Raw genomic sequence first — 25,537 nt, forward strand, 5'->3', positions numbered from 1 at the left:
AAATGACGCTCGACACCGCACACTGAATGCAAAAGGGCCATCCAATACATCGGATAGCCCTTATCGACCGGGAAACACCGGCCAGCGCGCTACAGCCTTGCGCTGGCAATCCGCCTCTCATGAAGACGCTCATGAAGCCGCTCACGACTCCTGCACGCACTCGGCGCGGCCCATGCGGTGCCCGATTATCAGACCTGCGTCGTAGGCGGATTCGAGCGCGCGGCCAACGTCATCCGAACTGACCACGTGGTAGTCGGCCGTTTGCTTGCCCGTCAACTCGAAGCGCTCGACTCCGAGCGTTCTCCGCGAGATGGCTAACAGTAATTCAAGACGTTCGTCGCGCATTTTCTTCTCCAGACTTGACCTTCATCATCTAAATCAATAGTAAGGACCACCCTACCGTTCGTCACGTGACCCCTCGACGCATATCGAGGCTCTACTCAAATCCTTACTGCATTGAAAGACAAGTCTGACAAGGACAAGATCCGCGGCAATCTTTAAGCATTGTTAATTCAGGGCGATAAATGGCGCAGGTGCGACAAAACATCCTTATTCGCCGCTGCCAGCTCGCCCGTTCGGCTGCAAAGCGATAGCAAACATTGGCCATCCGGTTAGCCGTTTGGCCGAGGTTTCCGAAAAGCAGCGCTTTGCTATGATCGGAAACGTGCCAGAACACCCGCCTCCCTTTTACCGATCATGGACACCACGCTCACGCAATCGGCCGCCTCGTCGACCGCGGAACTCGGACATCGCGTCCGCGCCGCGCGCCTCGCTCAGGACCTGACCATCGAACACGCCAGCCGCGTGTGCGGCGTCTCGCGCTCGACGCTGTCGAAGATCGAAAACGGACTGATGTCGCCGACTTTCGACGTGCTGCAAAAAATCGTCGCGGGTCTGAAGATCGATCTGGGCGAACTGTTCGGCTCCACGCCAAAGCTCGACGCCGGCGGCCGTCGCGCGCTCACGCGGCGTGGCGCAGGCAAACTGCACGCGTATCGCGGCTATTCGATGGAATTGCTGGCTACGGAACTCGCGCACAAGGCCATGCTGCCGTTTCTCGTGCGCATCACGGCACATTCGGTGGATGCATTCGACGACTGGGGGCGCCATGAAGGCGAGGAATTTATCTACGTGATCAGCGGCAGCGTCTGCCTGCACACGGAGCTTTACACGCCCACCGACCTCGAACCCGGCGACAGTTTGTATTTCGACAGCCGCACAGGCCATTACGCCGTTTCCACCAGCAAGGAAGACGCCGTGGTGCTATGGATGTCCACCGGCGAATCGATTCCGGGCGCGCTCGAAGCGGCCCAGGCATTGCAGGCCGCGCCTGCCGTAAAGCCGGCGCGTTCCAAAAGGAAACTTTCGGCAACGTGACGGCACAGCGCAACGTTCAGCGCATCACGCCTTGTTTTTAGCGCGCGAGCGCGCCTTCTTTGCCGCAACCGGCGCCTGCGTGCCCGCCCGTTCGCGCGTCGCCTGCCGCACCGCCTCCATCAATGCGCGCCCAGCCGCGCTCGGCTGCGTATCGGTGCGCTGAATCAGGCCGACCGGTTCTTCGCCGCCGGCACTCGGCAGCGGCAAGCGCACCAGCGTGCCCTCGCGCAGATCGTATTCGACCGCGCCCGAAGGCACGAACCAGACCGCGTCGTTTTCCAGCGCGAGCGCACGCCCCACCGACACCGACAGCAACTCGACAAACGAGGTCAGCGGCGGCGCGCCCCAGGCCGCCAGCAGACTGTCCGCGGCCTGGCGGATCAAGGTGCCGAACGGCGGCAGCACCAGCGGAAATTGCGTCGGGAATTGTGCGAGCGGCCTGACTGCGCCCGTGCCTGCATCCGCGTCCGCGACGAGCGGATGGCCCTTGCGCACCACCACGGCAAGCGGTTCGTTATAAAGCTGTTCGAAACTCAGGCCGACCATCCGCTCGGGATCGGCAAGCCGCCCAACCGCAAAGCTGATCGCGCCCGCCTTCAGCCGCTCCAGCAATTCCGCATTCGCGGCCGTCAGCAACCGCACGCTGACGCGCGGCCACTCGACCGTGAAGCGCCGCATTGCGGCCGGCAACATCGCGGTCGCCACGGTCGGCAGCACGCCGATATCGAGCGTCGCAGCCACGGCCCCTTCCTCGCGCGCCAGCAGCGCCACACCCTGACGCAGCGCGCTCACGCACGCGCTCGCGTGCGGCATGAAAAGCTGCCCTTCGCGCGTGGGCACCGCGCCGTGCCGTCCGCGCTCGAACAGCTTCACGCCGAGCGCCGCCTCGAGCTCGGCAATCGTCTTGGAAACAGCGGGCTGCGTGATCGACAGACTCTCCGCCGCCTGCTGCACGCTGCCGAACTGCGCAACCGCTAGAAAGCACTGGAGATGGCGAAATTTGACACGGGAATCGGCGAGGCGATTTTGCATAACGATTGGTTATACGAGACGCGATAAAACGTCATTTTGCATAACTTTTCGCATTGGATAAAGTGGCGTCATGCACGGGCCGCGACCGTTGGCCACGCTGCAATAAACTTCTTCCCACAAATCCTGCCAGGAGACACCCCACCATGGACGAGTCCATCCTGTCGCCGCGCGACTTCGATTCGCATCCGGCGTTTGTCTACCCTCCGTATCGCTCCTCCACCAAACGCGGCCCGACGCTGCCGATGATTCCGCTGAAGGAAAAGCTGAAGAATCTGCACGCGCCCGTTTATGGCGCGGAAGATCTCGGCGCACTCGACCACGACCTCACGCGTAATGCGGCACGCAACGGCGAACCGCTGGGCGAGCGCATCATCGTGACGGGTCGCGTGCTCGACGACGGCGGCAAGCCGGTGCGCAACACGCTCGTGGAAATCTGGCAGGCCAATGCAGCGGGACGTTATGTCCACAAGCAGGATCAGCACGACGCGCCGCTCGATCCGAACTTCCTCGGCGCAGGCCGCTGCGTGACGGATAACGAAGGCCGCTATCGTTTCCTGACGATCAAGCCGGGCGCGTATCCCTGGGGCAATCACCCCAACGCATGGCGTCCGCAGCATATTCACTTCTCGCTGTTCGGCGATTACTTCGGCTCGCGCCTCGTGACGCAGATGTATTTCCCCGGCGATCCGCTGCTCGCGTTCGACCCGATTTATCAAGGCACGCCGGAGCAGGCACGCGAGCGCATGATTTCGCGCTTCTCGCTCGACACCACCGAAGACAGCTACGCACTCGGCTACGAATTCGACATCGTGCTGCGCGGCCCGAACCAGACCCCCACGGAGCGTTGATCATGGCACTCAAGGAAACGCCCTCGCAAACCGTCGGCCCGTATTTCGCCTACGGCCTCTGCCCGCAGCAATACAACTTCGATTTCAAGAGCCTGTTCACGCCCGAACTGGCCAGTTCGAAAACGCCCGGCGAGCACATCACGCTGATGGGTCACGTGATCGACGGTGACGGCAAGCCCGTGTTCGACGCGATGCTCGAGTTCTCGCAGGTCGATGCGCAAGGCCGCTATCCCGACTCGCGTGCTCAAGTGGCCGAAACCGGCTTCCGCGGTTTCGCGCGTGTGGGCACCGGCACGGACCCGGAGCAGCGCTTTGTCGTGCGCACGGTCAAGCCGGCCGCCGAAAACGCCGGTGAAGCGCCGCACGTGAATGTGATCGTCATGATGCGCGGCATGCTCACGCATACCTTCACGCGTATTTATTTCGACGACGAAACCGCTGCGAATGCAGCCGACCCGGTGCTCGCTTCGGTTCCCGACGCACGCCGCAATACGCTGATCGCACGCCGTAGCGAACAGGCCGGCAATATCGTTTATCACTTCGATATCCGCATGCAGGGCGAAGGCGAAACCGTGTTCTTCGACCTCTGATGCAGAGCGCCGCGCGGGCTCCAACATGACTATTGCGTGTACTTTCACGCGCCTTTCATGAACCGGCCCTAAGATCGCTATCACTGCGATCTGATCGCGGAACTCCGAGCAGTACCTTGATGAAGCCTGCCATGAGCAGGCTTCTTTTTTTGCGCGATGGCTTTAGGCGAATGCGTTTGCAAAAAGCAGAAAAATCAGCCGAGCGGCCGCACGCCAATCAGCAGACCATGCAGCCAGAACGCGAATACGGCCCACGCCACGAGGCCGATAAGGACCACCATCGCGTCGCGTGAAACCGCGCCTTGTGCATAGACGACGCCGGCCTCGCGATCGCGCCTGCGGCCCGCGCGAATTTCAATCAGCGCCCAGACGAGAAACACCAGGAAAAGCAGCATCGCGTGCAGCGTGCCGTTGGCGAGCAGATGCGCAAATGCCCAGAGCGCGACGCCGCTCACGAAGGGCTGGCCGAGTGCGCGTTTGATGTGATTGCCCGGCACATAGGCCGCGGTCATCATGATGAAGGCGATCGCCGTCAACAGCGCAGTAACGTGCGCCATCCCATGAGGCGGCAACCAGACCGGCACCGGATAGCGCCGCGCAAGCGCATAGCCTCGCACGGTAAAGACGATGCCGAGAATCGAGAACAGCGCGAACATGCCACGCCATGCCTTGAGACCGAAACGCTCGATCTGCGCCGCGCGCCAGGGCGCCGCCACAACACGAATCGAATGCACGCCGATAAAGAGCACGAGACCTAGAACCAGCAACGCCATATCGCCCCCTCGCGGCAGTCGGGCCGCAATGAGCGCGATTATCGCGCGGATCGTCTGACGCAGGCTTGAGCCTGGTTAATCGGCATCGGCATCGGCGCAATAGCAATGCTACGAACACTACGCGCGTGCGAACGCAAAGCGCAGCCTCCGCAGAATCAGGACGCTTTCTATTTAATACTCAATATTCGTGGAAAGGCATTTTTAAAACGCCACTGAAAAAATAATCGAAAAAAAAGCAGAGATAGCCAAACGAATGTCTGGCGGAATTCTGGCGGAATCGGACTGTTTTCTGGGGCTGCCGTGCGCTATGCGGCAGTCATTCCGCTAGCAGCGGAAATGCTCGATATCCTGACCCGCATGCTTATAACGCAGCAGCCAGCTCGGCATATCGCCTTCTCCATTCCAGGAGTTGCCATATGCGTCGCGATACTTGGGTAGCCGTGCGCTTTCTGCAATGGATGATTCAAGTTCTTCGAGCGTAATGCCGTACTCTTCCATGCGGTGTTGAATCCACAGGATGAGCCGTTCGCGCGCCTCACCGTCGAGGTCGAACATCGGTTAATTCCTCTAGCATCGCCAAGGGGGCCAGGCGCCGATCGATATCGAATCGTCTGGCCTGAAAAGACAAAGGCTTCGCCATTTAGCGCGAAGCCTTGCTGCACTGATGAGGTGACCAGGAGGTGGAATCCGTGGCCGGTCCGGAGGGGATCTGAGTCCGCTGCTCCGCTCGCCAGAATGTGCCGCAAAGGTGCGCGGCTGCTTGCTGCAAGCGGAACCCATCATACCTTGCCGCCGCCGCCCAGATCAAGCGATTTGACGCCTGCGCAAGCCACCTAAAGCCATTGCAGGCGTCTTTCGCCGACCTTCTGGCGGGTTACCCCTGGGACGCCGCCGCGCGCCTTCTGCGGGCGCCTGGCGCGGCCGCGACGACGTCCGCGGCTTGCGTCTGCACCGGTTCGCTTTGCGCCTCGCCGGATGCCGTGCGCGCGAGCACCGGTTTGAGCGCGACACCCGTGTGGCTCGCGGCGATTTTCACGAGCCCTTCCGGTTCCGCCGCGCCGACGATCGTGCCGCCGCCCACACCGCCTTCCGGTCCGAGATCGATGATCCAGTCGGCTTCGGCGATCACGTCGAGATCGTGCTCGATCACCACCACGCTATGACCCGCATCGGCGAGACGGTGCAGCACACGAATCAGACGCGCGACGTCCGCCATGTGCAGGCCGACCGTGGGCTCGTCGAGCACGTAAAGCGTGTGCGGCGCTTTCTGCCCGCGCCGCGTGATGTCGTCGCGCACCTTGGAAAGCTCGGTCACGAGCTTGATGCGCTGCGCCTCGCCGCCCGACAGCGTCGGCGACGGCTGGCCGAGCGTGAGATAGCCCAGCCCCACATCCTTCATCAACTGCAGCGGATGCGAAATACTCGTAATCGAAGCGAAGAATTCCACCGCCTCGTCAATCTCCATCGTCAGCACTTCGCCGATATTGCGGCCGCGCCACGCCACCGCCAACGTTTCCGGGTTGAAGCGCTGACCGTGACAGACATCGCACGGCACTTTCACATCGGGCAGGAAACTCATGCCGATGGTGCGCACGCCCTGGCCTTCGCATGCCGGGCAACGACCGTCACCGGTATTGAACGAGAAACGCGATGCGCTATAGCCGCGCGCACGCGCTTCCAGCGTATCGGCAAACAGACGGCGAATCGCATCCCACACGCCGATATACGTGGCCGGACACGAACGCGGCGTCTTGCCGATCGGCGTCTGATCGACTTCGAGCACGCGGTCGATGGTCTCCCATCCGCTGATCGAATCGCAGCCTTGCCATACGTGCGAAACCTCAAGTTTCGGCTTGGCCGCGGTGCGGGCGATCACGCTGGAGCGGCGTTCCGCAGCGCTCGGCGCGGTCTCTTTCGCGTTCTTGCGCGCACGGCGCACGGCCGGCGACGACAGCACCGATCGGCCCACCGCATCGAGCAGATTGGAAAGCAGCACATCGCGCGCGAGCGTGGACTTGCCCGACCCGCTCACGCCCGTAATCGCCACGAGTCGACCAAGCGGAATCTGAGCCGTGACGTCACGCAGATTGTGCAGCTTGCCGCCGTGCACCGTGAGCCATTGCGCCGGCACCGCTTCGTGGCCCGCACGCGCGGGCTTCACTTCACGGCGCGGCTGCAGCGGATGCACGATCGGCTGCGCGAGATAGCGGCCCGTGAGCGAATCGGGCTGCGCCGCGAGATCGGCGACCGTGCCTTGCGCGACCACGCGACCACCGCGTTTGCCCGCGCTCGGCCCGATATCGATGATGTGATCAGCACGCCGAATCGTATCTTCATCATGCTCGACCACGACCAGCGTATTGCCTTTATCGCCGAGATTGCGCAGCGCGTTGAGCAGAATCTGGTTGTCGCGCGGATGCAGACCGATCGTCGGTTCGTCGAGCACGTAGCAGACGCCCTGCAGATTGCTGCCCAGTTGCGCGGCCAGTCGAATACGCTGGGCCTCGCCGCCCGAAAGACTCGGCGCAGCGCGATCGAGGCTCAGATAACCCAGACCGACTTCTTCGAGGAATTGCAGACGACTGCGAATTTCGCTGATGACGTCACGCGCAATCTGCGCATCGCGGCCATTGAGTTCGAGCGATTCGATCCAGCGGCGCGTTTCGCCAACGGTCCATTGCGCGACGTCGACAATCGCATGTTCGTCGAACGTGACCGCACGCGCTTCGGGATTCAGACGCGTGCCGTGGCAATCCGGGCACGGCGTATCGGCCATGCCTTCCGGCTCCTGCTCTTCCGAAGGCAGCGTCTGTTCGCGGCCGCGATCGTCGGCGGCCATCACCGTATCGTCATAGGCCGCGCGTTGTTCGCGCGTGAGCGCGAGGCCCGTGCCCACGCAGGTCGTACACCAGCCGTGTTTGCTGTTGTACGAGAACATGCGCGGATCGAGTTCGGGATAGCTCGTACCGCAAACCGGGCAGGCGCGCCGCGTCGACAACACCTTGATTTCACCGATCTGCGAGGTCGATTTACCGTCGCCGATTGCGTTATCCAGACCGTCGAGCGGCGCCAGCAGATGCACCACGCCCTTGCCGGCGTCGAGCGTCGTGACCAGCATTTCGCGCAATTGAGCCTCGTTTTCAGGCTCGATCACGATATCGCCCACCGGCAACTCGATGGTGTGTTCGCGGAAACGGTCGAGTTTTGGCCACGGCGCAACCGGCACGAATTCGCCATCGACGCGCAGATGCGTATTGCCGCGCGCCTTCGCCCATTTCGCGAGATCCGTATAGACGCCCTTGCGATTCACCACGAGCGGCGCGAGCAGACCAACGTGCTGACCTCGATGCTCGCGCAACAATTGCGCGACGATCGCATCGCTGCTTTGCGATGTCACCGGCGTGCCGTCGTGAACGCAATGCTGCATGCCGAGCTTCACGTACAGCAGACGCAGGAAGTGCCAGACCTCGGACGTGGTCGCCACCGTACTCTTGCGGCCGCCGCGCGACAGGCGCTGCTCGATCGCAACCGTGGGCGGAATGCCGTACACGGCGTCCACTTCCGGGCGGCCTGCAGGCTGCACGATCGAACGCGCGTAAGCGTTCAGCGATTCCAGATAGCGGCGCTGGCCTTCATGAAACAGGATGTCGAAAGCGAGCGTGGATTTGCCCGAACCCGACACGCCTGTGATGACGTTGAAACGTCCATGCGGAATATCGACGTCGAGCGCCTTGAGATTGTGCTCGCGCGCATTCACGATACGCACGACGTCTTCGCCCTGAATCTCGCGGCGCGCCTGCGCGGCACGCATCGCGGTCTGCAAGGCAACGCCCTCTTCTTCCGCCAGCACCGGCTCGACACCATGGCCGAGCGCCGCTTCGTAGCGCTCCAGCGCAGCGCCCGTGTGCGAACGCGGGCACGCGATCACATCGTCCGGCGTGCCCACGCACACCACTTCGCCGCCCGCGTCGCCGCCTTCGGGACCGAGGTCGATCAGCCAGTCCGCGGCACGGATCACATCCAGATTGTGTTCGATCACCAGCAGCGAATGGCCGCCCGCCAGCAGCTTGCCGAACGCGCGCATCAGCTTGGCGATATCGTCGAAATGCAGGCCCGTGGTGGGTTCGTCGAACATGAAAAGACGCCCGCCCGCCGACGTTTTCTTGCCGCGCGCCTGCGCCGTTTCCGCGAGATAACCGGCGAGTTTCAGGCGCTGCGCTTCGCCGCCCGAAAGCGTCGGTACCGGCTGGCCGAGCTTCACGTATTCGAGGCCGACATCGACGATCGGCTGGATCACGCGCAATACTTCGTCATCCTTATCGAAGCACTGCGCGGCTTCGCTGACCGTCAGATCGAGGACATCCGCCACGGAGAGCGCGCGGCCGCCACGCTCGATCTTCACTTCGAGCACTTCCGGGCGATAGCGGCTGCCGTCGCAATCCGGGCAACGCAGATAAACGTCGCTCAGGAACTGCATTTCGATGTGCTCGAAACCCGAACCGCCACAGGTCGGGCAGCGGCCCTCGCCCGAGTTGAAACTGAACATCCCCGCCGTATAGCCGCGCTGCTTCGCGAGCGGCGCCTTGGCAAACAGCTTGCGGATTTCATCGAACGCGCCCACGTAGCTGGCCGGGTTCGAGCGCGCCGTTTTGCCGATCGGCGATTGATCGACGAACACGGCGTCCGTGATCTGCTCCGCGCCGCTCAGGGCGCGATAAACGCCCGGCGATTCCGTGGCCTTGCCGAGATGCCGCGCCAGCGCCGGATACAGCACGTCCTGCACGAGCGTCGATTTACCCGAGCCCGACACACCCGTCACACAGACGAGGCGCTGCAACGGAAACTGCACGGTCACGTCGCGCAGATTGTGTTCGCTCGCGCCTTCGAGCAGCAGGCTGGGCGTCTTTGCATCGACAGGCCGGCGCTCCCAGTGCGAAGCATCGGCCACCGCGCGATGACCGCCCAGATATTCGCCGGTCAGCGTGCCGGACGAACGGATATCCCTGGGCGTGCCGTCATAGACGATCGTGCCGCCGCGCTCGCCCGGCCCCGGACCCATGTCGATCAGGCGGTCGGCGGCCAGCATCACCGACGGATCGTGCTCGACGACCACCAGCGTATTGCCGGCATCGCGCAGGCGCTGCATGGCTTCGACGATACGGTTCAGGTCGCGCGGATGCAGCCCGATGCTCGGCTCGTCGAGCACGAACAGCGTCTTCGTCAGCGAGGTGCCGAGCGCCGTGGTCAGGTTGATCCGCTGCACTTCGCCGCCGGAAAGCGTGCGGCTCTGGCGGTCGAGCGTGAGATAGCCCAGGCCCACATCGCAGAGATATTTGAGCCGTGTGCGCACTTCGGCGAGCAGCAGCTTGAGCGCATCGTCAAGGAGTGCCGACGATAGCGAGAGATCGTCGAAGAAGCGCCGGATGCGCTCGATCGGCAACAACATGACATCGTGCAGCGTCAGACCCGGCAGCGCTTCGAGTTGCGCGCGCGTCCAGTCCACGCCATGCGGCAGAAAGCGCGCCGACGGTGCGAGCACTTCGTCCGCGTTCTCCTGCGTGCCCAGGCGCCACTGCAGCGCTTCGGTCTTCAGACGCGCGCCGCCGCAGGTTTCGCACGGCGTATAGCTGCGATATTTCGACAGCAGCACGCGAATGTGCATCTTGTACGCTTTCGATTCCAGGTACTGGAAAAAGCGCTTCACGCCGTACCACTGCGTTTGCCAGCTACCCTTCCAGTCCGGCGCGCCGTTGATGACCCAGTCGCGCTGTTCCTGCGTGAGTTCGGCCCAGGCCGTATCGCGCGGTACACCGGCCTTGGCGGCATAACGCATCAGGTCGTCCTGACACTCCTTCCACGCGGGCGTTTGCAGCGGCTTGATCGCGCCGTCGCGCAGCGACTTGCGCGCATCGGGAATCACCAGACCCCAGTCCACGCCGATCACCCGGCCGAAGCCCCGGCACACTTCGCAGGCGCCATAAGCCGAGTTGAAGGAGAACAGCGCCGGTTGCGGGTCCGCGTAGCGCAGATCGCTGTCCGGGCAATGCAGGCCGGTAGAGAAACGCCAGATCTGCGGCTCGGGTTTCGTATCGGAAACGTCGCTCGCGGCGTCGGTTTCCGATACGACATAAATGTTCACGCGCCCGCCGCCGCGCTTGAGCGACGCCTCGATCGCCTCGACCACACGGCTCTTTTCCGCGTTCTGCAGGCGGAAACGGTCGGCCACCACGTCGAGCACCTTGCGCGTGCCGTCGGCCGTTTTCACTTCGCGCTGCGCCTGCACCCGCGTATAGCCGCTCGCGGACAGCCATTGCTGGACTTCCTCTTCGGTGGTCGTATCCGGCAGTTCGACCGGGAACGTCACCACGAGGCGCGGGTCGCCCACTGCCGTGCGCGCGCGCAGTTCGGCGTAAATCGTTTCCGGCGTGTCGTGCCGCACCGGTTGCGCCGTGAAGCGATCGAACAGATTCGCAGCGCGCGCGTACAACAGCTTCAGATGGTCGTTCAACTCCGTCATCGTGCCGACGGTCGAGCGCGAGCTGCGCACCGGATTGGTCTGGTCGATGGCGATGGCCGGCGGCACGCCGTCGACGCGATCGACTTGCGGACGGTCCATGCGGTCGAGAAACTGACGCGCGTAGGCACTGAAGGTTTCGACGTAACGACGCTGCCCTTCCGCGTAAAGGGTGTCGAACACGAGACTGGACTTACCCGAGCCGGACGGCCCGGTCACCACCGTCATTTCGCCGGTGTGGAGGTCGAGATCGAGGTTCTTGAGGTTGTGCTGACGGGCACCGCGGATTCGGATGGATCGGTTATCGCTCACTTGCGCTGGCATTCCGGATGGATCACAGGCGTGGGACCGGGCGGCGGCGCCCGGCAGCTTTTGGCCCGGGTTGGCGGGCCGAACGGTGAAGATTTTACTGTATATTTATACAGCATGCAGGGCGCGTGCTTAATCGACGCCGCGGGCGTCGCGCAGGGCGTCAAGTCGGCCGGATGGCCTACCCCATCCGGCTGGTTCCGTCAGATCGCGGTTAGCGGTGAGCTTTGTCCGCGCCGGCCCACTCGCGCCACATCGCCTCGTACGCAGTTTCCATACCGCGCGCGAATTTCGCTCCGTCCATCAGCGGCGACGCTTCCATCCGGGCACGCAAGGTCGCGCGCAGATACGCGAGACGCGGCAGATAGGTCGCGAGCGACACGACGGTCTGCGCGAAATCCTCGTCGGAAAAGGCAGCGAGTGCATCCAGCCCCAGATTGGCCAATTGCGACAAGCCAGCCCGCCCTGCGCAGGTTTCGCCGACGCGCGTCACCACCGGCACGCCCATCCACAGCGCGTCGAGCGTCGTGGTGTGGCCGTTGTACGGCAGCGTGTCGATGGCGAGGTCGATCTCGTGATACGTACGCAGATACGCATCGCGCGGCTGGAACGGCACGAAGCGCACGCGCGACGGCGCAATGCCGTGACGCGCGAGTCGTTCGGCCAGCCGCGTCTGCGCTTCGCCTTGCGCGGCCATCAGCATCAGACGCGCATTGGGCAGCGCCGCGAACACGCCCGCCCACAATTCGAGCGTGCGCTCCGTCAATTTGCAGGGATTGTTGAGACTGCCGAGCGTTACGTGTCCCGCCTTGGCAGCAGGCAGTGCATTAACGGCCGGTTCGTGCGCGAGCGGGTCGTAGCACCAGAACGTATCGGGCAGACGGATCGTGCGTTCGCTGTAGTGCGCCTCGTACGAAAGCGGATCGAGATGCGGATCGGTCAGCCGGTAACCCATTGCTTCGATACCGGTCGTGCCCGGATACGCGAGCCACGCAACCTGCACGGGCGCGGGCTGGCGCGCGAACAGCAAGGGGCGGCCATCGGCCATATGCATCGTGAGATCGACAAGAATGTCGATGCCGTCCGCGTGAATCCGTTGCGCGAGCGCGGCGTCGTCGAGCTGGCGCACGTCATGCCACACATCCACGTAAGCCGCGAGACGCGCAGTTGTCGAGTCAGCTCGAACGACGCTCGAATAGGCGTGAATCTCGAAGCGGCTTTTGTCGTGATTCGAAAGCAGCGGCATCATGAATAATGCCTGGCAATGCTCACGAAAATCCGCTGAGACATAGCCGATTCGCAAACGTCGTCCTTGCGCGCTCCTGAGCGCGTGCGAAAAACGCTGTGCGCGCAACGGTATTTCGTGTTGAGCCGACCAGCGCCGCGCCTGCGCGAGGATCGCTTCAGGCTCGGGCGACTGGAACGAAAGCGCGTAGAGCAGATTGCTATGGGCAGTGAGATTGCCTGGATCGCTTTTCACGGCGCGCTCGAAACAGGCAACGCCTTCGTCAAGCTCGCCGCAATCCTTCAAGACATTGCCCAGGTTATTGAGCGTGGGCGAATGATCCGGTGATAGTTCAAGCGCCTTGCGCAACAGCGCGCGTGCCTCGTCTTGATGGCCGAGCGCTCGTTGCAGATTGGCCGCGTTATTCCAGGCATCGACGAAATCGGGCCGCACGCGAATGGCGGTTTCGAAAGCGTCCATCGCTGCCTTGTGCTCGCCCAGCTCGCGGCACACGTTGCCCAGATTGTTGGCCGCTTCGGCGTGCGCGGGATCGATCGACAAAGCATGGCGATACTGCGCCTGCGCCTCGCGACGCTGCCCCAGCGCATGCAATGCGTTACCGTAGTTGTAGGCGGCATGCGCGAAGTCCGGCGCAATCGCCAATGCGCGCGACAGCACATCGGCGGCTTCCTGCGGCTTTCCCTCGTCCATTAACAGCGCGCCGAGATTCACGAGTGCAGCGGTCGAATCGGAGTCGAGCGCAACGGCTTCGCGCAGCAGCGTCAGTGCGCGCTCACGCGAACCCTGAGCGCGCAGCAACGTGCCTAGATTCACCAGCGCTTCGACATTGCCCGGTTGCGCCGCGAGCGCACGCTCGTAGGCGCCCTGCGCGAGTGACGTTTCACCGAGCAGACGACGACAGTTGCCGAGATTGTTGAGCGCGTCGGCGCGTTGCGGGTCGCGCTGCGTGACGGCTTCCCATGCGAGCGCCGCATCGCTGAACGCGCCTTGAGCCTGAAGCGCGCTGGCGAGTCCGAACCAGTGGTCGGGGTCGGTTGCGTCTTCTTCGAGAAGGCCGCGATACGCAGCTGCAGCCTCCGCATGACGCTGCGCGAACGCATAGGCTTGCCCCAACGCTTCACGATAACGCCGGTTGGCGGGTTCGATCTCCAGCGCTTTCGTCAGGGCTTCGATAGCGTCCTGAAAGCGGCCTTGCTGAAGATCGATCACCGCAAGCCGGAAGCGCGCCGCGCCATGTAAAGGGTCGAGTTCGACAATGCGGCTGTAGCCCTCGCGCGCCAAAGCAAAATTGCCGGCAATATGCCGTTCGTGCGCCTGCTGAAACAGTTCTTCGATCTGCATCCGGATAAGCCAGCCGATGAGCAAAACAATCATTGTAATGGGGGCAATGAGCCGGCCATCGAATGGGGTGTTTTTCGCCTCCCCGAAGTCAAACTTTTGATTCGCAGTGCGATTAAAAAATCATTCGACTTGCATTCATTAATTAACCTCGGACTTTCCATGCGGCGCTATGAGTGCTCGATTTCGCGAATTGAACTTCGCTGATGTCTGCACAAAACAAAAGCGCCGGGGCATGACATCGCCCCGGCGCTTTTGCGCATCGATCGCAGCAAAAAATCAGGCCGCGATATCCACGCCCTTCAAGGTCTTGACGTCGACCGGCTCGGCCAGCCAGGCGCCGATCTTGCCGCGGAACGCCACGTAATGCGCGCTCTCGCGATGCGCCTGCACCGCGGCTTCATCCACATAGGTTTCGTAGAGGTGAAAGCCCGGCGCACCGTCTGCGCGGCACAGCAGGTCGTAGCGCCGGTTGCCCGGCTCCTTGCGCGTTTGCGCCACCATCTGGCGCAGTTCCGCTTCGAGGTCGGCGACGTGTTCGGCTTTCGGCGTGAGGCTGGCAAACAGATAAATGCTCATCGAGATGTCCTTATCGGCAACGAAATTTCCCATCGGCAATATTTGAGTATTGCCGATCCTGCACGGCTTATGCGTCGATCAAAACCCGCTTAGGCCTTGTAGCGTTCGAGCCAGTGCGCGTACGGCGCCGGCAGCGTCCAGGCCGCGCGATCCACCTTCAGTTCCTGCGCGGCGAAGTACGGCCAGTGCGGATTCGCAAGATGCGCGCGACCGACCATCACCAGATCGAGCTGCTCCGAAGCGACCGAGCGCTCGGCCAGTTCCGGCGTGCCGATACCCCATGCCGACGACACCGGCAGACCGGCTGCGCGACGCACTTTCTGTGCGATCGGTGCGAGGAAGGCCGGCGCCCACGGAATCTGCGCGGTCGGCGTCGAGAAACCGACGCTCACGCTCAGCATGTCCAGACCTTCGCGCTTGAAGTTCTTCGTGAGGTCGATCGATTCGGCGAGCGTCTGCTCGTCGCGGCCATCGTATTCGATCACGCCAAAACGCGCGGTCAGCGGCAGATGTTCCGGCCAGACCTTGCGCACGGCAGCGAGCGTTTCCAGAAGGAAACGGCTGCGGTTTTCCAGGCTGCCGCCATAGGCGTCGGTACGCTGATTCGAGTGCTCCGAGAAGAAGCTCTGGCCGAGGTAACCATGCGCGAAGTGGAGTTCGAGCCATTCGAAGCCGGCGTCGAGCGCGCGCTTTGCGGCTGCCACGAAGTCTTCGCGCACCCGCGCGATATCGTCGGTCGTCATGGCCTGCGGCACCTTTGGCAGATTCGCGCCGAACTCGATCGCCGACGGCGCGAGGGTTTGCCAGCCGCGTGCATCGCCTTCGGGGATATGGTCATCGCCTTCCCACGGACGGTTCGCGCTCGCCTTGCGGCCGGCGTGCGCGATCTGGATGCCGGGCACCGAACCCGCCGCCTTGATCGCCGCGACGGTCGGCGCGAAGGCCTTGGCCTGCTCGTCGTTCCAGATACCCGCGCAGCCCGGCGTGATGCGGCCTTCCGGCGACACCGCCGTCGCCTCGACGATCACGAGGCCCGCGCCGCCACGCGCGATCTGCGCGTAGTGAACGTGGTGCCAGTCGTTGATCATGCCGTCGACGGCCATGTACTGGCACATCGGCGGCACGGCGATGCGATTACGCAGGGATACATCTTTGAGCTTGAACGGTTCGAACAATGCGGACATCTACTGCTCTCCTTTAGCGGCGCGAGCCGGCACGGCGGCACGGGCTGCGCCCTTGAAAAAACGTCGATCGCTGGGATCGGAAAATCGGGATTTCCTTTCGGCATGCCTCATTGCAGCAGGCAACAAAAAGCTCGCCACGCCGCGCATAACGCGCGGCGCGTGGAGTTGCCGAAAGGAAACCGGGATAAGACGCGCGGACTTCGCTTACTTGCCGCGCAACTGGGCGAGCAAAGCCTCGGCGACCGGCTCGGACGATGCGGGATTCTGGCCGGTGATCAGCAGGCCATCGGTGGCCACGTGCGCAGCCCAATCAGCGGCCTTCGAATAGTTGCCGCCATTCGCCTTGAGCATGTCTTCGACGAGGAACGGCACCACATCGGTCAGCTCGACGGCGGCTTCTTCGCTGTTCGAGAAGCCCGTCACCTTCTTGCCGGCGACGAGCGGGCGGCCATCGGCGCCCTTCACATGACGCAGCACGCCAGGCGCGTGGCACACGGCCGCGACCGGCTTGCCTGCCGCGAGGGTCTTTTCGATCAGCGCGATCGACAGCGGATCTTCGGCGAGGTCCCAGAGCGGGCCGTGGCCGCCGGGGTAAAACACCGCGTCGTAGTCGTTCGCGTCGACATCGGCGAGACGTTTCGTATTGGAAAGTTCTGCGCGCGCGGCGGCGTCGGCATCGAAACGGCGCGTGGCCTCGGTCTGTGCCGAGGGATCGCTGCTCTTCGGATCGAGCGGCGGCTGGCCGCCCTTGGGCGAAGCCAGCGTGATCTGCGCGCCGGCGTCACGCAGCGCGTAGTAAGGCGCGGCAAATTCCTCGAGCCAGAAACCCGTCTTTTTGCCCGTGTTGCCGAGTTCGTCGTGCGAAGTCAAAACGATCAGTACGTTCATCGACGTTCCTTTTTTCGATGAGATCAGGACGCTCACGCGTCCAATGAAACCGGTCCAGCCGCGCGATATCGATTCGTGTCGAATCGTGTCACTACCTGCAGCGGGCAATCAATTAGACCGGTCGTCTAGAAACTTTCCGTATGACATGACGCTTTGCGAAGGCGCCCGCTCAAGGGCGCTCAAACAATGATGTCATGCCGATGTGGCGTGCGGGTTACGCTTGCGGCCAGGGCTGAATCACGCGCCCAGCGGCAGATTCAGAAGTTGCCGCGTGGTCACCATGGCGGCATCGAGCGGACGCCGATCGCGACGGATCTTTTCCATCAGCGTCGCGCCCAGCCAGAGTTCGTAGAGCGTGGCCGCCGTGGAGTTCGCGTCGCCGATACCGCTTAGCGAACCATCCGCGCAGCCTTCCTCGATACACACGCCGATGCGCCGCACGATCTCTTCCGTGCCGCGACGCAGAACCGCGCGCATCGGCTCGGACAGATCGCTGACTTCAGCGCCCAGCTTGACCGCGAGGCACTTGCCGTCCGGCCCGTCCGCGCACTGCATCAGGCGCCATTCCTCGAAATACCCCATCAGGCGCTCGACCGGCGAGCCGCCGCGCTGCACGAGCTGCTCTTCAAGGCGATCCGCATACTCCGTGAAATACGACGTCAGCAAAGCTTCACCGAACGCCTCTTTCGAGCCGAAATAGTGATAGAACGACCCTTTGGGGACGCCCGCGGTCGCGAGAATCTCGTTCAGACCGACGGCTGAAAAACCCTTGCCCAGAATGATGGGCATGGCGGTATCGAGGATGTGTTGCCGTACTTCGACGGCTGGCGCTGCGTTCATGGGTTGCCATGTTACAGGCGGATTAGACCAGTCGTCTAGCAATCTCCCGACTCTCGAAGTGGCTTTATCGCGCTGGCCGTTGCAAGCGTGTTCGGGCACCGAAAAACGCGCGGCGGCTGGAAATTTCGCATCGGAAACTCACCATCTGGAGAGCCATCCATGTCGTTACGTACCCTGCTCTGTTTTGGCGATTCGAACACCCACGGCACCAAACCGCTCAATCTGCCCGGCGTGCTGGAGCGCTTCGGCCCCGCCGATCGTTGGCCCGGCGTGCTGGCCGCGACGCTCGGCAGCGGTTGGCAGGTGATCGAAGAAGGCCTGCCCGCGCGCACCACGGTGCACGACGACCCGATCGAGGGACGTCACAAGAACGGCCTCGCGTATCTGCGGGCGTGCCTCGAAAGTCAGTTGCCCGTCGATGTCGTCGTGCTCATGCTGGGCACCAACGATCTCAAGACGCGCTTTTCCGTCACGCCGGCCGATATCGCCAATTCGGTGGACGTGCTGCTCGAAACGCTGGTCGCCTGCCGCGCCGGTCCGAGCGGATCGACGCCGCATGTGCTGCTGATGTCGCCGGTGCCGATCGACGAGATCGGCTTTCTCGGCGCGATCTTCACGGGCGGCGCGGCGAAGTCGCGTCTGCTTGCGCCGCTCTATGAGCGTGTGGCCGTGAAATACGGCTCGGCGTTTCTCGATGCGGGCGAATTCGCCAAGGTCAGTCCGACCGACGGCATTCACTACGAAGCCGATCAGCACCACAAGCTCGGCCGCGCCGTCGCCCAGGTCGTGCGGCAACGCTTCGCCACCTGAGGCCCGAAAAACAAAACTTTCCGATACGAAACCCCAAAGAAAAACGCCGCCGGGCGCGAGCCCTGGCGGCGTTTTTTGCTTTTCAGCGGGATGTGCAGTTAATCGACGATTAACGCGACATCATGTTCATGCTGACGTTGTGCATGACCCACAGCGTACCGATCACGACGATCAGCACCGTCATGGCCGTGAAGCCAAATGCGGTCACGTTCCAGCGTTGGCCCGACGACGTGTTCATATGCAGGAAGAACACGAGGTGGACCACGATCTGCACGACTGCCAGGGCAGCGAGGCCGAGCAGCGCGGTTTCACGCGGCAGGCCGCCATGCAGGACCAGCCAGAACGATGCTGCCGTGAGCACCACCGCCAGGACGAAACCCGCCACATAGCCGCCGAAGCTGCCGTGGCTTTCTTCTTCGTGGATAGGATGAGCACTCATTTAAATCACGCTCGCAAGGTAGACAAAGGAGAACACGCAGATCCAGACGATGTCCAGAAAGTGCCAGAAAAGGCTCAGGCACGACAGGCGGCGGATTTCGCGATCGCCCAGTGCCGGCGCCTTCAGCGTCTGCACCATCAGGACGACCATCCAGATCATGCCGAACGTCACGTGGATACCGTGGGTGGCAACCAGCGTGAAGAACGACGACAGGAACGCGCTGCGTTGCGGGCCGTTGCCTTCGGCGATCATGTTCGCGAACTCATGGAGTTCGAAATACAGGAACGTTGCGCCCAGCAGGAACGTAATGGCCAGCCAGAACAGCACTTGGCCCTTGCGTTGCTTGTGCGCGCCGATCATCGCGAAGCCATACGTGATGGACGACAGCAGCAGCACTGCCGTTTCCATCGCGACGCCATTGATGTCGAACAGGTCCTTGCCGGTCGGGCCGCCTGCGAACTGGTTCTGCATGACGGCAAACACTGCGAACAGCGTGCCGAACAGAATACAGTCGGTCATCAGGTACAGCCAGAAACCGAACACCGAGTGTGACGGCGGGTGATCGTGGTGATCGTGCTCCGCGAGTGCGGCCGCACCAGTTTTCGTCAACATCAGTTGGCCTCCAGTGCTTCTTCAACCTTGCCACCGCGTTGCTTGGCAGCAAACGCCTTGGCCAGTGCGCGACTACGCGCTTCTTCGTCTGCCCGAACCTTGGCGGCCGGGATGTAATAGCCTTCGTTCTTCTGGAAGCTGTAAGCGATTGCCGTACCGACGATGCCGATAAAGCCAACGATCATGAGCCACCAGATGTGCCAGATGCCAGCAAAGCCGAGCACCAGGCTGAAGAAACCGATGAACAGACCTGCGCTCGTGTTCGAGGGCATGTGAATGTCGGTGTAGTGCGTGTTCGCGACGTCAACGGTTGCGCGGCCGGTTTCCTTCAGATGCTGGAACTCATCGAGTTCCGACACGTTCGGGATGATCGCGAAGTTGTACGACGGCGGCGGCGACGACATCGACCATTCCAGCGTACGGCCACCCCACGGATCGCCCGTCACATCGCGGTTTTCCGGCAGGTTGCGGTCGCGGATCGACACATACAGCTGCATCAGCTGGTGAGCGATACCGATTGCCACGAGCACTGCGCCAACCCACGCGATGATCATCCACGGATGCCATGCCGGATTGTCGTAGTGGTTCAGACGACGCGTTGCGCCCATGAAGCCCAGCACGTACAGCGGCGTGAAGGCAACGTAGAAGCCCACGAGCCAGAACCAGAATGCACGCTTGCCCAGCTTTTCGTTCAGCTTGAAGCCGAATGCCTTCGGGAACCAGTAGTTGAAACCAGCCAGGTAGCCGAACAGCACGCCACCGATGATGACGTTGTGGAAGTGAGCAATCAGGAACAGCGAGTTGTGCAGCACGAAGTCGGCACCCGGGATCGCCATCATCACGCCGGTCATGCCGCCGATGGTGAAGGTGACCATGAAGCCGAGCGTCCACAGCACCGACGAGTTGAACTCGAGGCGACCGCGGTAGATCGTGAACAGCCAGTTGAAGATCTTCACGCCCGTCGGGATCGAGATGATCATCGTGGCGATACCGAAGAACGCGTTGACGTCAGCGCCCGAACCCATCGTGAAGAAGTGGTGCAGCCAGACGACGAATGCCAGCACCATGATCGCGCAGGTTGCGTACACCATCGCCTTGTAGCCGAACAGCGGCTTCTTGGCGTAGGTCGCGACGACTTCCGAGAAGATACCGAACGCCGGCAGGATCAGGATGTACACCTCGGGGTGACCCCATGCCCAGATCAGGTTCAGGTACAGCATGGCGTTACCGCCACCGTCATTCGTGAAGAAGTGCGTACCGATGTAACGGTCCAGACCCAGCAGCGCGAGCGTAACGGTCAGAATCGGGAACGCAGCCATGATCAGCACGTTCGTGCACAGCGCCGTCCACGTGAACACCGGCAGCTTCATCATCGTCATGCCAGGAGCGCGCATCTTGATGATGGTGACGAAGAAGTTCACGCCGGTCAGCAGCGTACCGACACCCGAGATCTGCAGCGCCCACAGGTAGTAGTCGACACCGACCCCTGGACTGTATGCGAGCTCCGACAGCGGCGGGTAAGCCAGCCAGCCCGTCATCGCGAATTCACCGACGACCAGCGAGATCATCAGCAGGATTGCGCCAACGGCGGTCATCCAGAACGACAGCGAGTTCAGGAACGGGAACGCGACGTCGCGTGCACCGATCTGCAGCGGCACCACGATGTTCATCAGGCCAACCATGAAAGCCATGGCCATGAAGAAAATCATGATCACGCCGTGAGCCGTGAAGATCTGGTCGTAATGGTGCGGCGGCAGATAGCCCGGCGCGTTGTACGCGAGAGCCAGCTGGGTACGCATCATGATTGCGTCGGCGAAGCCGCGCAGCAGCATGATGAGGGCGAGCACGATGTACATCACGCCCAGACGCTTGTGGTCGACGCTCGTCAGCCACTCCGTCCACAGATATTTCCACTTACCGAGGTAAGTGATCCCACCGAGCACGAATGCGCCGATGATAGCCATACCGACCATCGTGCCGAGAATAATCGGCTCGTGATACGGAATGTCGGCTAGTGTAAGTTTTCCGAACATGCCTGGTTACCCCTTGGTCACGCACGACGGGTCACTGAAATTCGTGACGTGGCCGTTGTTGTACTTCGCGATGATGTTGTTGAAGAGCTTCGGGTCCACCGTCGAGAAGTATTCAACCGGTGCCTTCTCGCTCGGCTGCGCAACCGTCGCGTATTGATCCATCGAAAGCTGCGTCGAGGACGCCTTGACCTTCTGGACCCATGCGTCGAAGTCTTGCTGGCTCGTGGCGAGAGTACGGAACTTCATGTCCGAGAAGCCCTTGCCGCTGAAGTTCGCCGACAGGCCGGCGTAGTCGCCTGCATGATCGGCGATCAGGTGCAGACGGGTCTGCATGCCTGCCATCGCGTACACCTGGGTACCCAGCTGCGGGATGAAGAACGAGTTCATCACCGAGTCCGACGTAATGCTGAAGTTGACCGGCGTGCCGACCGGGACGGCCAGCTGGTTCACCGTGGCGATGCCCAGATCCGGGTAGATGAACAGCCACTTCCAGTCCAGCGCGACCACTTCGACGTTGATCGGCTTGACGTTCGATTCAAGCGGCTTGTACGGATCGAGTTCGTGCGTGGTCTTCCACGTGAGCACTGCGAGGAACAGGATGATCAGCGTCGGGACGGTCCAGACGACGACTTCGATAGCCGTCGAGTGCGACCATTTCGGCGCGTAGGTGGCGTTGCGGTTCGATTCGCGATAGCGGTACGCGAACCACAGCGTCAGGATGATCACAGGGATCACCACGATCAGCATGGCCCAGGTGGAGGTCGCGATCAGCGACTTTTCCGCCACGCCCACGCTACCTTTGGGGTCGAGGACTTCCAAGTTGCAACCGGAAAGACACATGGCCAATCCGGCGCTGACGGGAAGCAATAACCTTTGCAAGGTTGTTCTTTTCATCACGTTTGCCTGAATTTCATTCATTGAATAGTTCCGGGCACATCCCCTGACATCCGGCAAAGGAAGCGCGCCCGAATCATACAGCCGCTTTGATCCATGACAATCAATGAATGCTGAAAATGATCTTTGTCAAAACAAAAGTGAGACACTATGTCGCATGGGTTCGCGAGGTTTGTCGCGCCTCATCAACACACGCTCAAGCAGCCCCATTTAGGTCTTGACGCCAATCCGCCGCGGCTTTTTTCCGAATTACACAATCCGAAAACAGTTGAACGCACCTGCGCGCCGCGCCGCTTGATGAGCGGGACGGCGCGCAGGTGCGTCGTCATTCTTCTGCAGTGACCGGCCTGATTACGTCGGCGAGCGCGGCACGCGCACTTCCGCTTCCGTACCGGCGCGTGCGGCATCCGTGCGCACTGCGTCGGCGTTGGCCGTATCTTCGGCAGGCTGCTTGGTGCGGCCGGCCTGGGCCACCAGATTGGCGGCCGAGAGTTCGATTGCGTCGGTCATGGGCTTCGGATAGATGCCCACTGCCAGCACCAGTGCGGCCAGCGACGCGAGAATCAGCGTTTCGCGGCGGCCGATATCGGCCAGCTTCGCGACGCTCTTGTTCGCCACCGCGCCGAAAATCACGCGCTTGTACATCCAAAGGGTGTAAGCCGCGCTCAGCACGACCGTGGTCGTTGCGATCGCACCGATCCAGAAGTTCACGCGGATCGCGCCCATGATGACCATGAACTCGCCCACGAAGCCCGAAGTGCCCGGCAGGCCCACATTGGCCATGCAGAACACCATCATGAAAACGGCGTAACGCGGCATGACGTTGACGACGCCGCCATAAGCCGAGATCGTGCGCGTCTTGGTGCGGTCGAACAGCATGCCGATCGAGAGCAGCATCGCGCCCGAGACGAAGCCGTACGAAATCATCTGGACGATGGCGCCTTCGGTGCCGATCTGGTTGAAGAGGAACAGGCCCAGCGTGACGAGACCCATGTGGGCGATCGTCGAGTACGCGAGCAGCTTGGTCATGTCGGTTTGCGCGAGCGCCAGCAGGCTCGAGTACACCACGGCGACCAGCGACAGCGTGATGATGGCCGGCGCGAAGAAGTGCGCGGCGTCCGGCGTGATCGGCAGCGTGAAGCGCAGGAAGCCGTAGCCGCCCAGCTTGAGCATCGCGAGGATCACGGTCGCGCCGGTGGGCGCTTCGAGGTGGACGTCCGGCAGCCAGGTGTGGAACGGCCACATCGGCACCTTGACCGCGAAGGCCGCGAAGAAGCCGATAAAGACCAGCAACTGCGGCACGAGGCCCATCGACAGGTTATGCCATGCGGCCATGTCGAAGGTGTGCGCCTGGCTGTACAGATACAGCATCGACACCAGCATCAGCAGCGAGCCGGCGAGCGAGAAGAAGAAGAACTTGACCGCGGCGTAGCTGCGGCGGGCATGGCCCCACGAACCGATCAGCAGGTACAGCGGAATCAGCGTCGCTTCGAAGAACACGAAGAACAGCATGCCGTCCGTGGCCGCGAAGGTGCCGACCATCAGACCCGAGAGGATCAGGAACGCGCCGTGGTACTGGGCCACGCGCACGGTGATCGACTCCCACGAGGCAATCACGATCACGAGCGTCGTGAATGCGGTGAGCACCACCAGCCACATCGAAATGCCGTCAATCCCGAGACGCCAGGCCACGCCGAAGTCCGGCAGCCAGTTGCGGAATTCGACGAACTGCATGGCGGCAACATGGTTGTCGAAACCGGTAATCAGCGGAATGGTCACCACGAGGCCGACGATCGAGCCGATCAGCGACAACCAGCGCGTGCGCTGGGGGTGGCTATCCGACCCGAGGCGCAGCACAGCCACGCCGAACAGGATGGGGATCCAGATCGCCAGACTCAGGAATGGAACGGATTGCATTTCAACAGGACCTTAAAAATGCGGTGCACAGAGTTCGTCCGCGCGCGGGCTGGCGCGCAGGCAAACTGAAAGATTAACGCGGGGTGAAAGTCGGACCAGACTGGCTGAAATGGTTTTGTCAGCTGAGAGGCGAAATGCAACACACGTTCAAGGGTTAACGAGGGTAAACGGAATATGGAACTTTTGCAGCGCAACAAGCCAAATCCGATCAGCGCCTGATGTAAGTCATTGTTTTTGCGTCGCTTTCTGCTAGCGCAAAAATCACAAAACATCACCGCCCAATCTGCTTCTGGCCTCAAAAGTGCCCTCGGGGACCTCATGGACGCATGTGCAAGCGACACACCGCCACACCGCGCGGCCGAAATAATACCTTACTTGTTTCTTTGGCCTCAATGACTTATGCATAGGGGCCCGATCCTGCAGGCCCCGCCGGGCCGGTGCGGCGCGGGTTTGCGCAGTGCAAAAAAAAGCCCCGGCCGTCTTCGGGCCGGGGCGAACTCTCACGATGCGCCAGCAACGCTGGAACACGCATGGACGGGACTTTAGCGGCTTGTGGCCCCTGAATTAAGCGCAACGCCTGGAAGAGTCCTTTCTGGCGTCAGGCTGGATTCTGGCGGCGCTGGCGACATCGTCCTGCCACATGCGTGTGGGTCAGCGTCGTACTCGCGTAGACGCAACTGGCATCGCCATTATACAAATGAGAATCATTTGCATTTGGACGTTTTTTGGGGCATCATGTTTCCCATGCCGGCGAGCCCGGCCCTGACTGATCCGCGCACTCCGGCTGCGCGCCCGACCGCCCTGTTCGCCCGAGGCCCACATGAACTACACCGCCGCATTCGCGAGAACCGACACGCTGATCGACGACACCTTCGTCCAGCACCCCGATAGCGCCGAGCAAACCATCCTGCGCGCCGTGCGCACCTGGCTGCGCCCGCACTGCGACGCCTACGGCAAGGCCGAAAGCTGGCGCGGCGTGCTCGCCGACGCGGGCATGGGCGCCGAAGGCATCGGCCATTTCGATCTGCTGATGGGCACGCTCTGCCGCGCCACCTGCCGCCCGCTGGACACGCGATGCCGCTGCGCGTCCGAACTGGCGAAGGACGAAGGCTCGCTGCTGCAGGTGCTCGCGCTGCTGCAATCGACGCGCAGCGAAGCCGCCGTGCAGTTGCTCAACGACTGGCTGCCGACGCAGAGCGTGAGCGGCATGCTCAAGACGGCGCGCTGGTTCGCCATCTGCCTGCTCGACGCCGGCGTGCAACTGAGCGACCGCACGCGCCGCGTCACCTATATGCACTGAATGCACTGATGGCA

Annotated in this window: 20 protein-coding genes; 5 read left to right on the plus strand and 15 right to left on the minus strand. The window is 62.2% G+C overall.

Annotated features, from left to right (window positions below; translation table 11 throughout):
• Positions 1 to 141: 141 nt before the first annotated feature.
• On the minus strand, positions 142 to 345 hold the full coding sequence (locus U5A67_RS06810; RefSeq protein ID WP_205982875.1) for a DUF6900 domain-containing protein: 204 nt from the start codon (positions 343 to 345) through the stop codon (positions 142 to 144).
• 351 nt (positions 346 to 696) lie between these two features.
• On the opposite strand from U5A67_RS06810, the gene U5A67_RS06815 reads away from it, so the two are divergent.
• The gene (locus U5A67_RS06815; RefSeq protein WP_321813473.1) at positions 697 to 1,377 is read left to right on the plus strand and encodes an XRE family transcriptional regulator; all 681 of its coding nucleotides are present in this window, start codon (positions 697 to 699) and stop codon (positions 1,375 to 1,377) included.
• Between the two features lie 24 nt (positions 1,378 to 1,401).
• Here the strand turns inward: U5A67_RS06815 and pcaQ are convergent, their stop codons facing one another.
• Positions 1,402 to 2,409: a pca operon transcription factor PcaQ gene (gene pcaQ, locus U5A67_RS06820; RefSeq protein WP_321813474.1), complete on the minus strand. Its 1,008-nt coding sequence runs from the start codon at positions 2,407 to 2,409 to the stop codon at positions 1,402 to 1,404.
• A gap of 143 nt (positions 2,410 to 2,552) precedes the next feature.
• Here pcaQ and pcaH point away from each other — a divergent pair, with 143 nt between their 5' ends.
• Positions 2,553 to 3,257 (plus strand): protocatechuate 3,4-dioxygenase subunit beta, encoded by a 705-nt coding sequence (gene pcaH, locus U5A67_RS06825; protein ID WP_205982878.1) that lies wholly within the window; start codon positions 2,553 to 2,555, stop codon positions 3,255 to 3,257.
• Positions 3,257 to 3,847: a protocatechuate 3,4-dioxygenase subunit alpha gene (gene pcaG, locus U5A67_RS06830; RefSeq protein WP_321813676.1), complete on the plus strand. Its 591-nt coding sequence runs from the start codon at positions 3,257 to 3,259 to the stop codon at positions 3,845 to 3,847. Before pcaH ends, pcaG begins: the two co-directional genes overlap by 1 nt.
• Before the next feature lie 194 nt (positions 3,848 to 4,041).
• Here the strand turns inward: pcaG and U5A67_RS06835 are convergent, their stop codons facing one another.
• From U5A67_RS06835 to U5A67_RS06870, 8 genes are all read right to left on the minus strand, one after another.
• Positions 4,042 to 4,620: an NnrU family protein gene (locus tag U5A67_RS06835; protein WP_321813475.1), complete on the minus strand. Its 579-nt coding sequence runs from the start codon at positions 4,618 to 4,620 to the stop codon at positions 4,042 to 4,044.
• Positions 4,621 to 4,944: 324 nt separating this feature from the next.
• The gene (locus U5A67_RS06840; RefSeq protein ID WP_205982880.1) at positions 4,945 to 5,175 is read right to left on the minus strand and encodes an H-NS histone family protein; all 231 of its coding nucleotides are present in this window, start codon (positions 5,173 to 5,175) and stop codon (positions 4,945 to 4,947) included.
• Between the two features lie 319 nt (positions 5,176 to 5,494).
• The gene (gene uvrA / locus U5A67_RS06845) at positions 5,495 to 11,446 is read right to left on the minus strand and encodes an excinuclease ABC subunit UvrA (protein ID WP_321813476.1); all 5,952 of its coding nucleotides are present in this window, start codon (positions 11,444 to 11,446) and stop codon (positions 5,495 to 5,497) included.
• 211 nt (positions 11,447 to 11,657) lie between these two features.
• Positions 11,658 to 14,030, minus strand: a complete 2,373-nt coding sequence (locus U5A67_RS06850) for a tetratricopeptide repeat protein (RefSeq protein ID WP_321813477.1) — start codon at positions 14,028 to 14,030, stop codon at positions 11,658 to 11,660.
• Between the two features lie 276 nt (positions 14,031 to 14,306).
• The gene (locus tag U5A67_RS06855) at positions 14,307 to 14,606 is read right to left on the minus strand and encodes a putative quinol monooxygenase (protein ID WP_321813478.1); all 300 of its coding nucleotides are present in this window, start codon (positions 14,604 to 14,606) and stop codon (positions 14,307 to 14,309) included.
• A gap of 89 nt (positions 14,607 to 14,695) precedes the next feature.
• Entirely contained in the window at positions 14,696 to 15,790 is a 1,095-nt protein-coding gene (locus tag U5A67_RS06860) for an NADH:flavin oxidoreductase/NADH oxidase (RefSeq protein ID WP_321813479.1), read from the minus strand.
• A 204-nt stretch (positions 15,791 to 15,994) separates the two neighbouring features.
• Positions 15,995 to 16,678: a type 1 glutamine amidotransferase domain-containing protein gene (locus U5A67_RS06865; protein ID WP_205982885.1), complete on the minus strand. Its 684-nt coding sequence runs from the start codon at positions 16,676 to 16,678 to the stop codon at positions 15,995 to 15,997.
• Between the two features lie 237 nt (positions 16,679 to 16,915).
• Complete coding sequence (locus U5A67_RS06870) at positions 16,916 to 17,518, minus strand: TetR/AcrR family transcriptional regulator (RefSeq protein ID WP_205982886.1); 603 nt, start codon at positions 17,516 to 17,518, stop codon at positions 16,916 to 16,918.
• 159 nt (positions 17,519 to 17,677) lie between these two features.
• On the opposite strand from U5A67_RS06870, the gene U5A67_RS06875 reads away from it, so the two are divergent.
• Positions 17,678 to 18,328 (plus strand): SGNH/GDSL hydrolase family protein, encoded by a 651-nt coding sequence (locus tag U5A67_RS06875; RefSeq protein ID WP_205982887.1) that lies wholly within the window; start codon positions 17,678 to 17,680, stop codon positions 18,326 to 18,328.
• A 109-nt stretch (positions 18,329 to 18,437) separates the two neighbouring features.
• Here U5A67_RS06875 and cyoD read toward each other — a convergent pair whose 3' ends face one another.
• The 5 genes from cyoD to U5A67_RS06900 form a co-directional block, all read right to left on the minus strand.
• Entirely contained in the window at positions 18,438 to 18,767 is a 330-nt protein-coding gene (cyoD, locus tag U5A67_RS06880; protein WP_205982888.1) for a cytochrome o ubiquinol oxidase subunit IV, read from the minus strand.
• Positions 18,768 to 19,379, minus strand: a complete 612-nt coding sequence (gene cyoC / locus U5A67_RS06885) for a cytochrome o ubiquinol oxidase subunit III (RefSeq protein ID WP_205982889.1) — start codon at positions 19,377 to 19,379, stop codon at positions 18,768 to 18,770. It abuts the gene before it with no gap.
• The gene (cyoB, locus tag U5A67_RS06890) at positions 19,379 to 21,412 is read right to left on the minus strand and encodes a cytochrome o ubiquinol oxidase subunit I (RefSeq protein ID WP_205982890.1); all 2,034 of its coding nucleotides are present in this window, start codon (positions 21,410 to 21,412) and stop codon (positions 19,379 to 19,381) included. Before cyoB ends, cyoC begins: the two co-directional genes overlap by 1 nt.
• Positions 21,413 to 21,418: 6 nt before the next feature.
• On the minus strand, positions 21,419 to 22,306 hold the full coding sequence (gene cyoA, locus U5A67_RS06895) for a ubiquinol oxidase subunit II (RefSeq protein WP_205982891.1): 888 nt from the start codon (positions 22,304 to 22,306) through the stop codon (positions 21,419 to 21,421).
• 351 nt (positions 22,307 to 22,657) lie between these two features.
• The gene (locus tag U5A67_RS06900) at positions 22,658 to 24,223 is read right to left on the minus strand and encodes an NADH-quinone oxidoreductase subunit M (RefSeq protein ID WP_205982892.1); all 1,566 of its coding nucleotides are present in this window, start codon (positions 24,221 to 24,223) and stop codon (positions 22,658 to 22,660) included.
• 820 nt (positions 24,224 to 25,043) lie between these two features.
• Between U5A67_RS06900 and U5A67_RS06905 the strand changes: the two genes are divergently transcribed.
• Positions 25,044 to 25,523 (plus strand): hypothetical protein, encoded by a 480-nt coding sequence (locus tag U5A67_RS06905; protein WP_205982893.1) that lies wholly within the window; start codon positions 25,044 to 25,046, stop codon positions 25,521 to 25,523.
• Positions 25,524 to 25,537 lie beyond the last annotated feature (14 nt).

Origin of the sequence: Paraburkholderia sp. J69-1 (genome assembly GCF_905220255.1) — a bacterium.
In the GTDB taxonomy this organism is placed as follows: Bacteria; Pseudomonadota; Gammaproteobacteria; order Burkholderiales; family Burkholderiaceae; genus Paraburkholderia.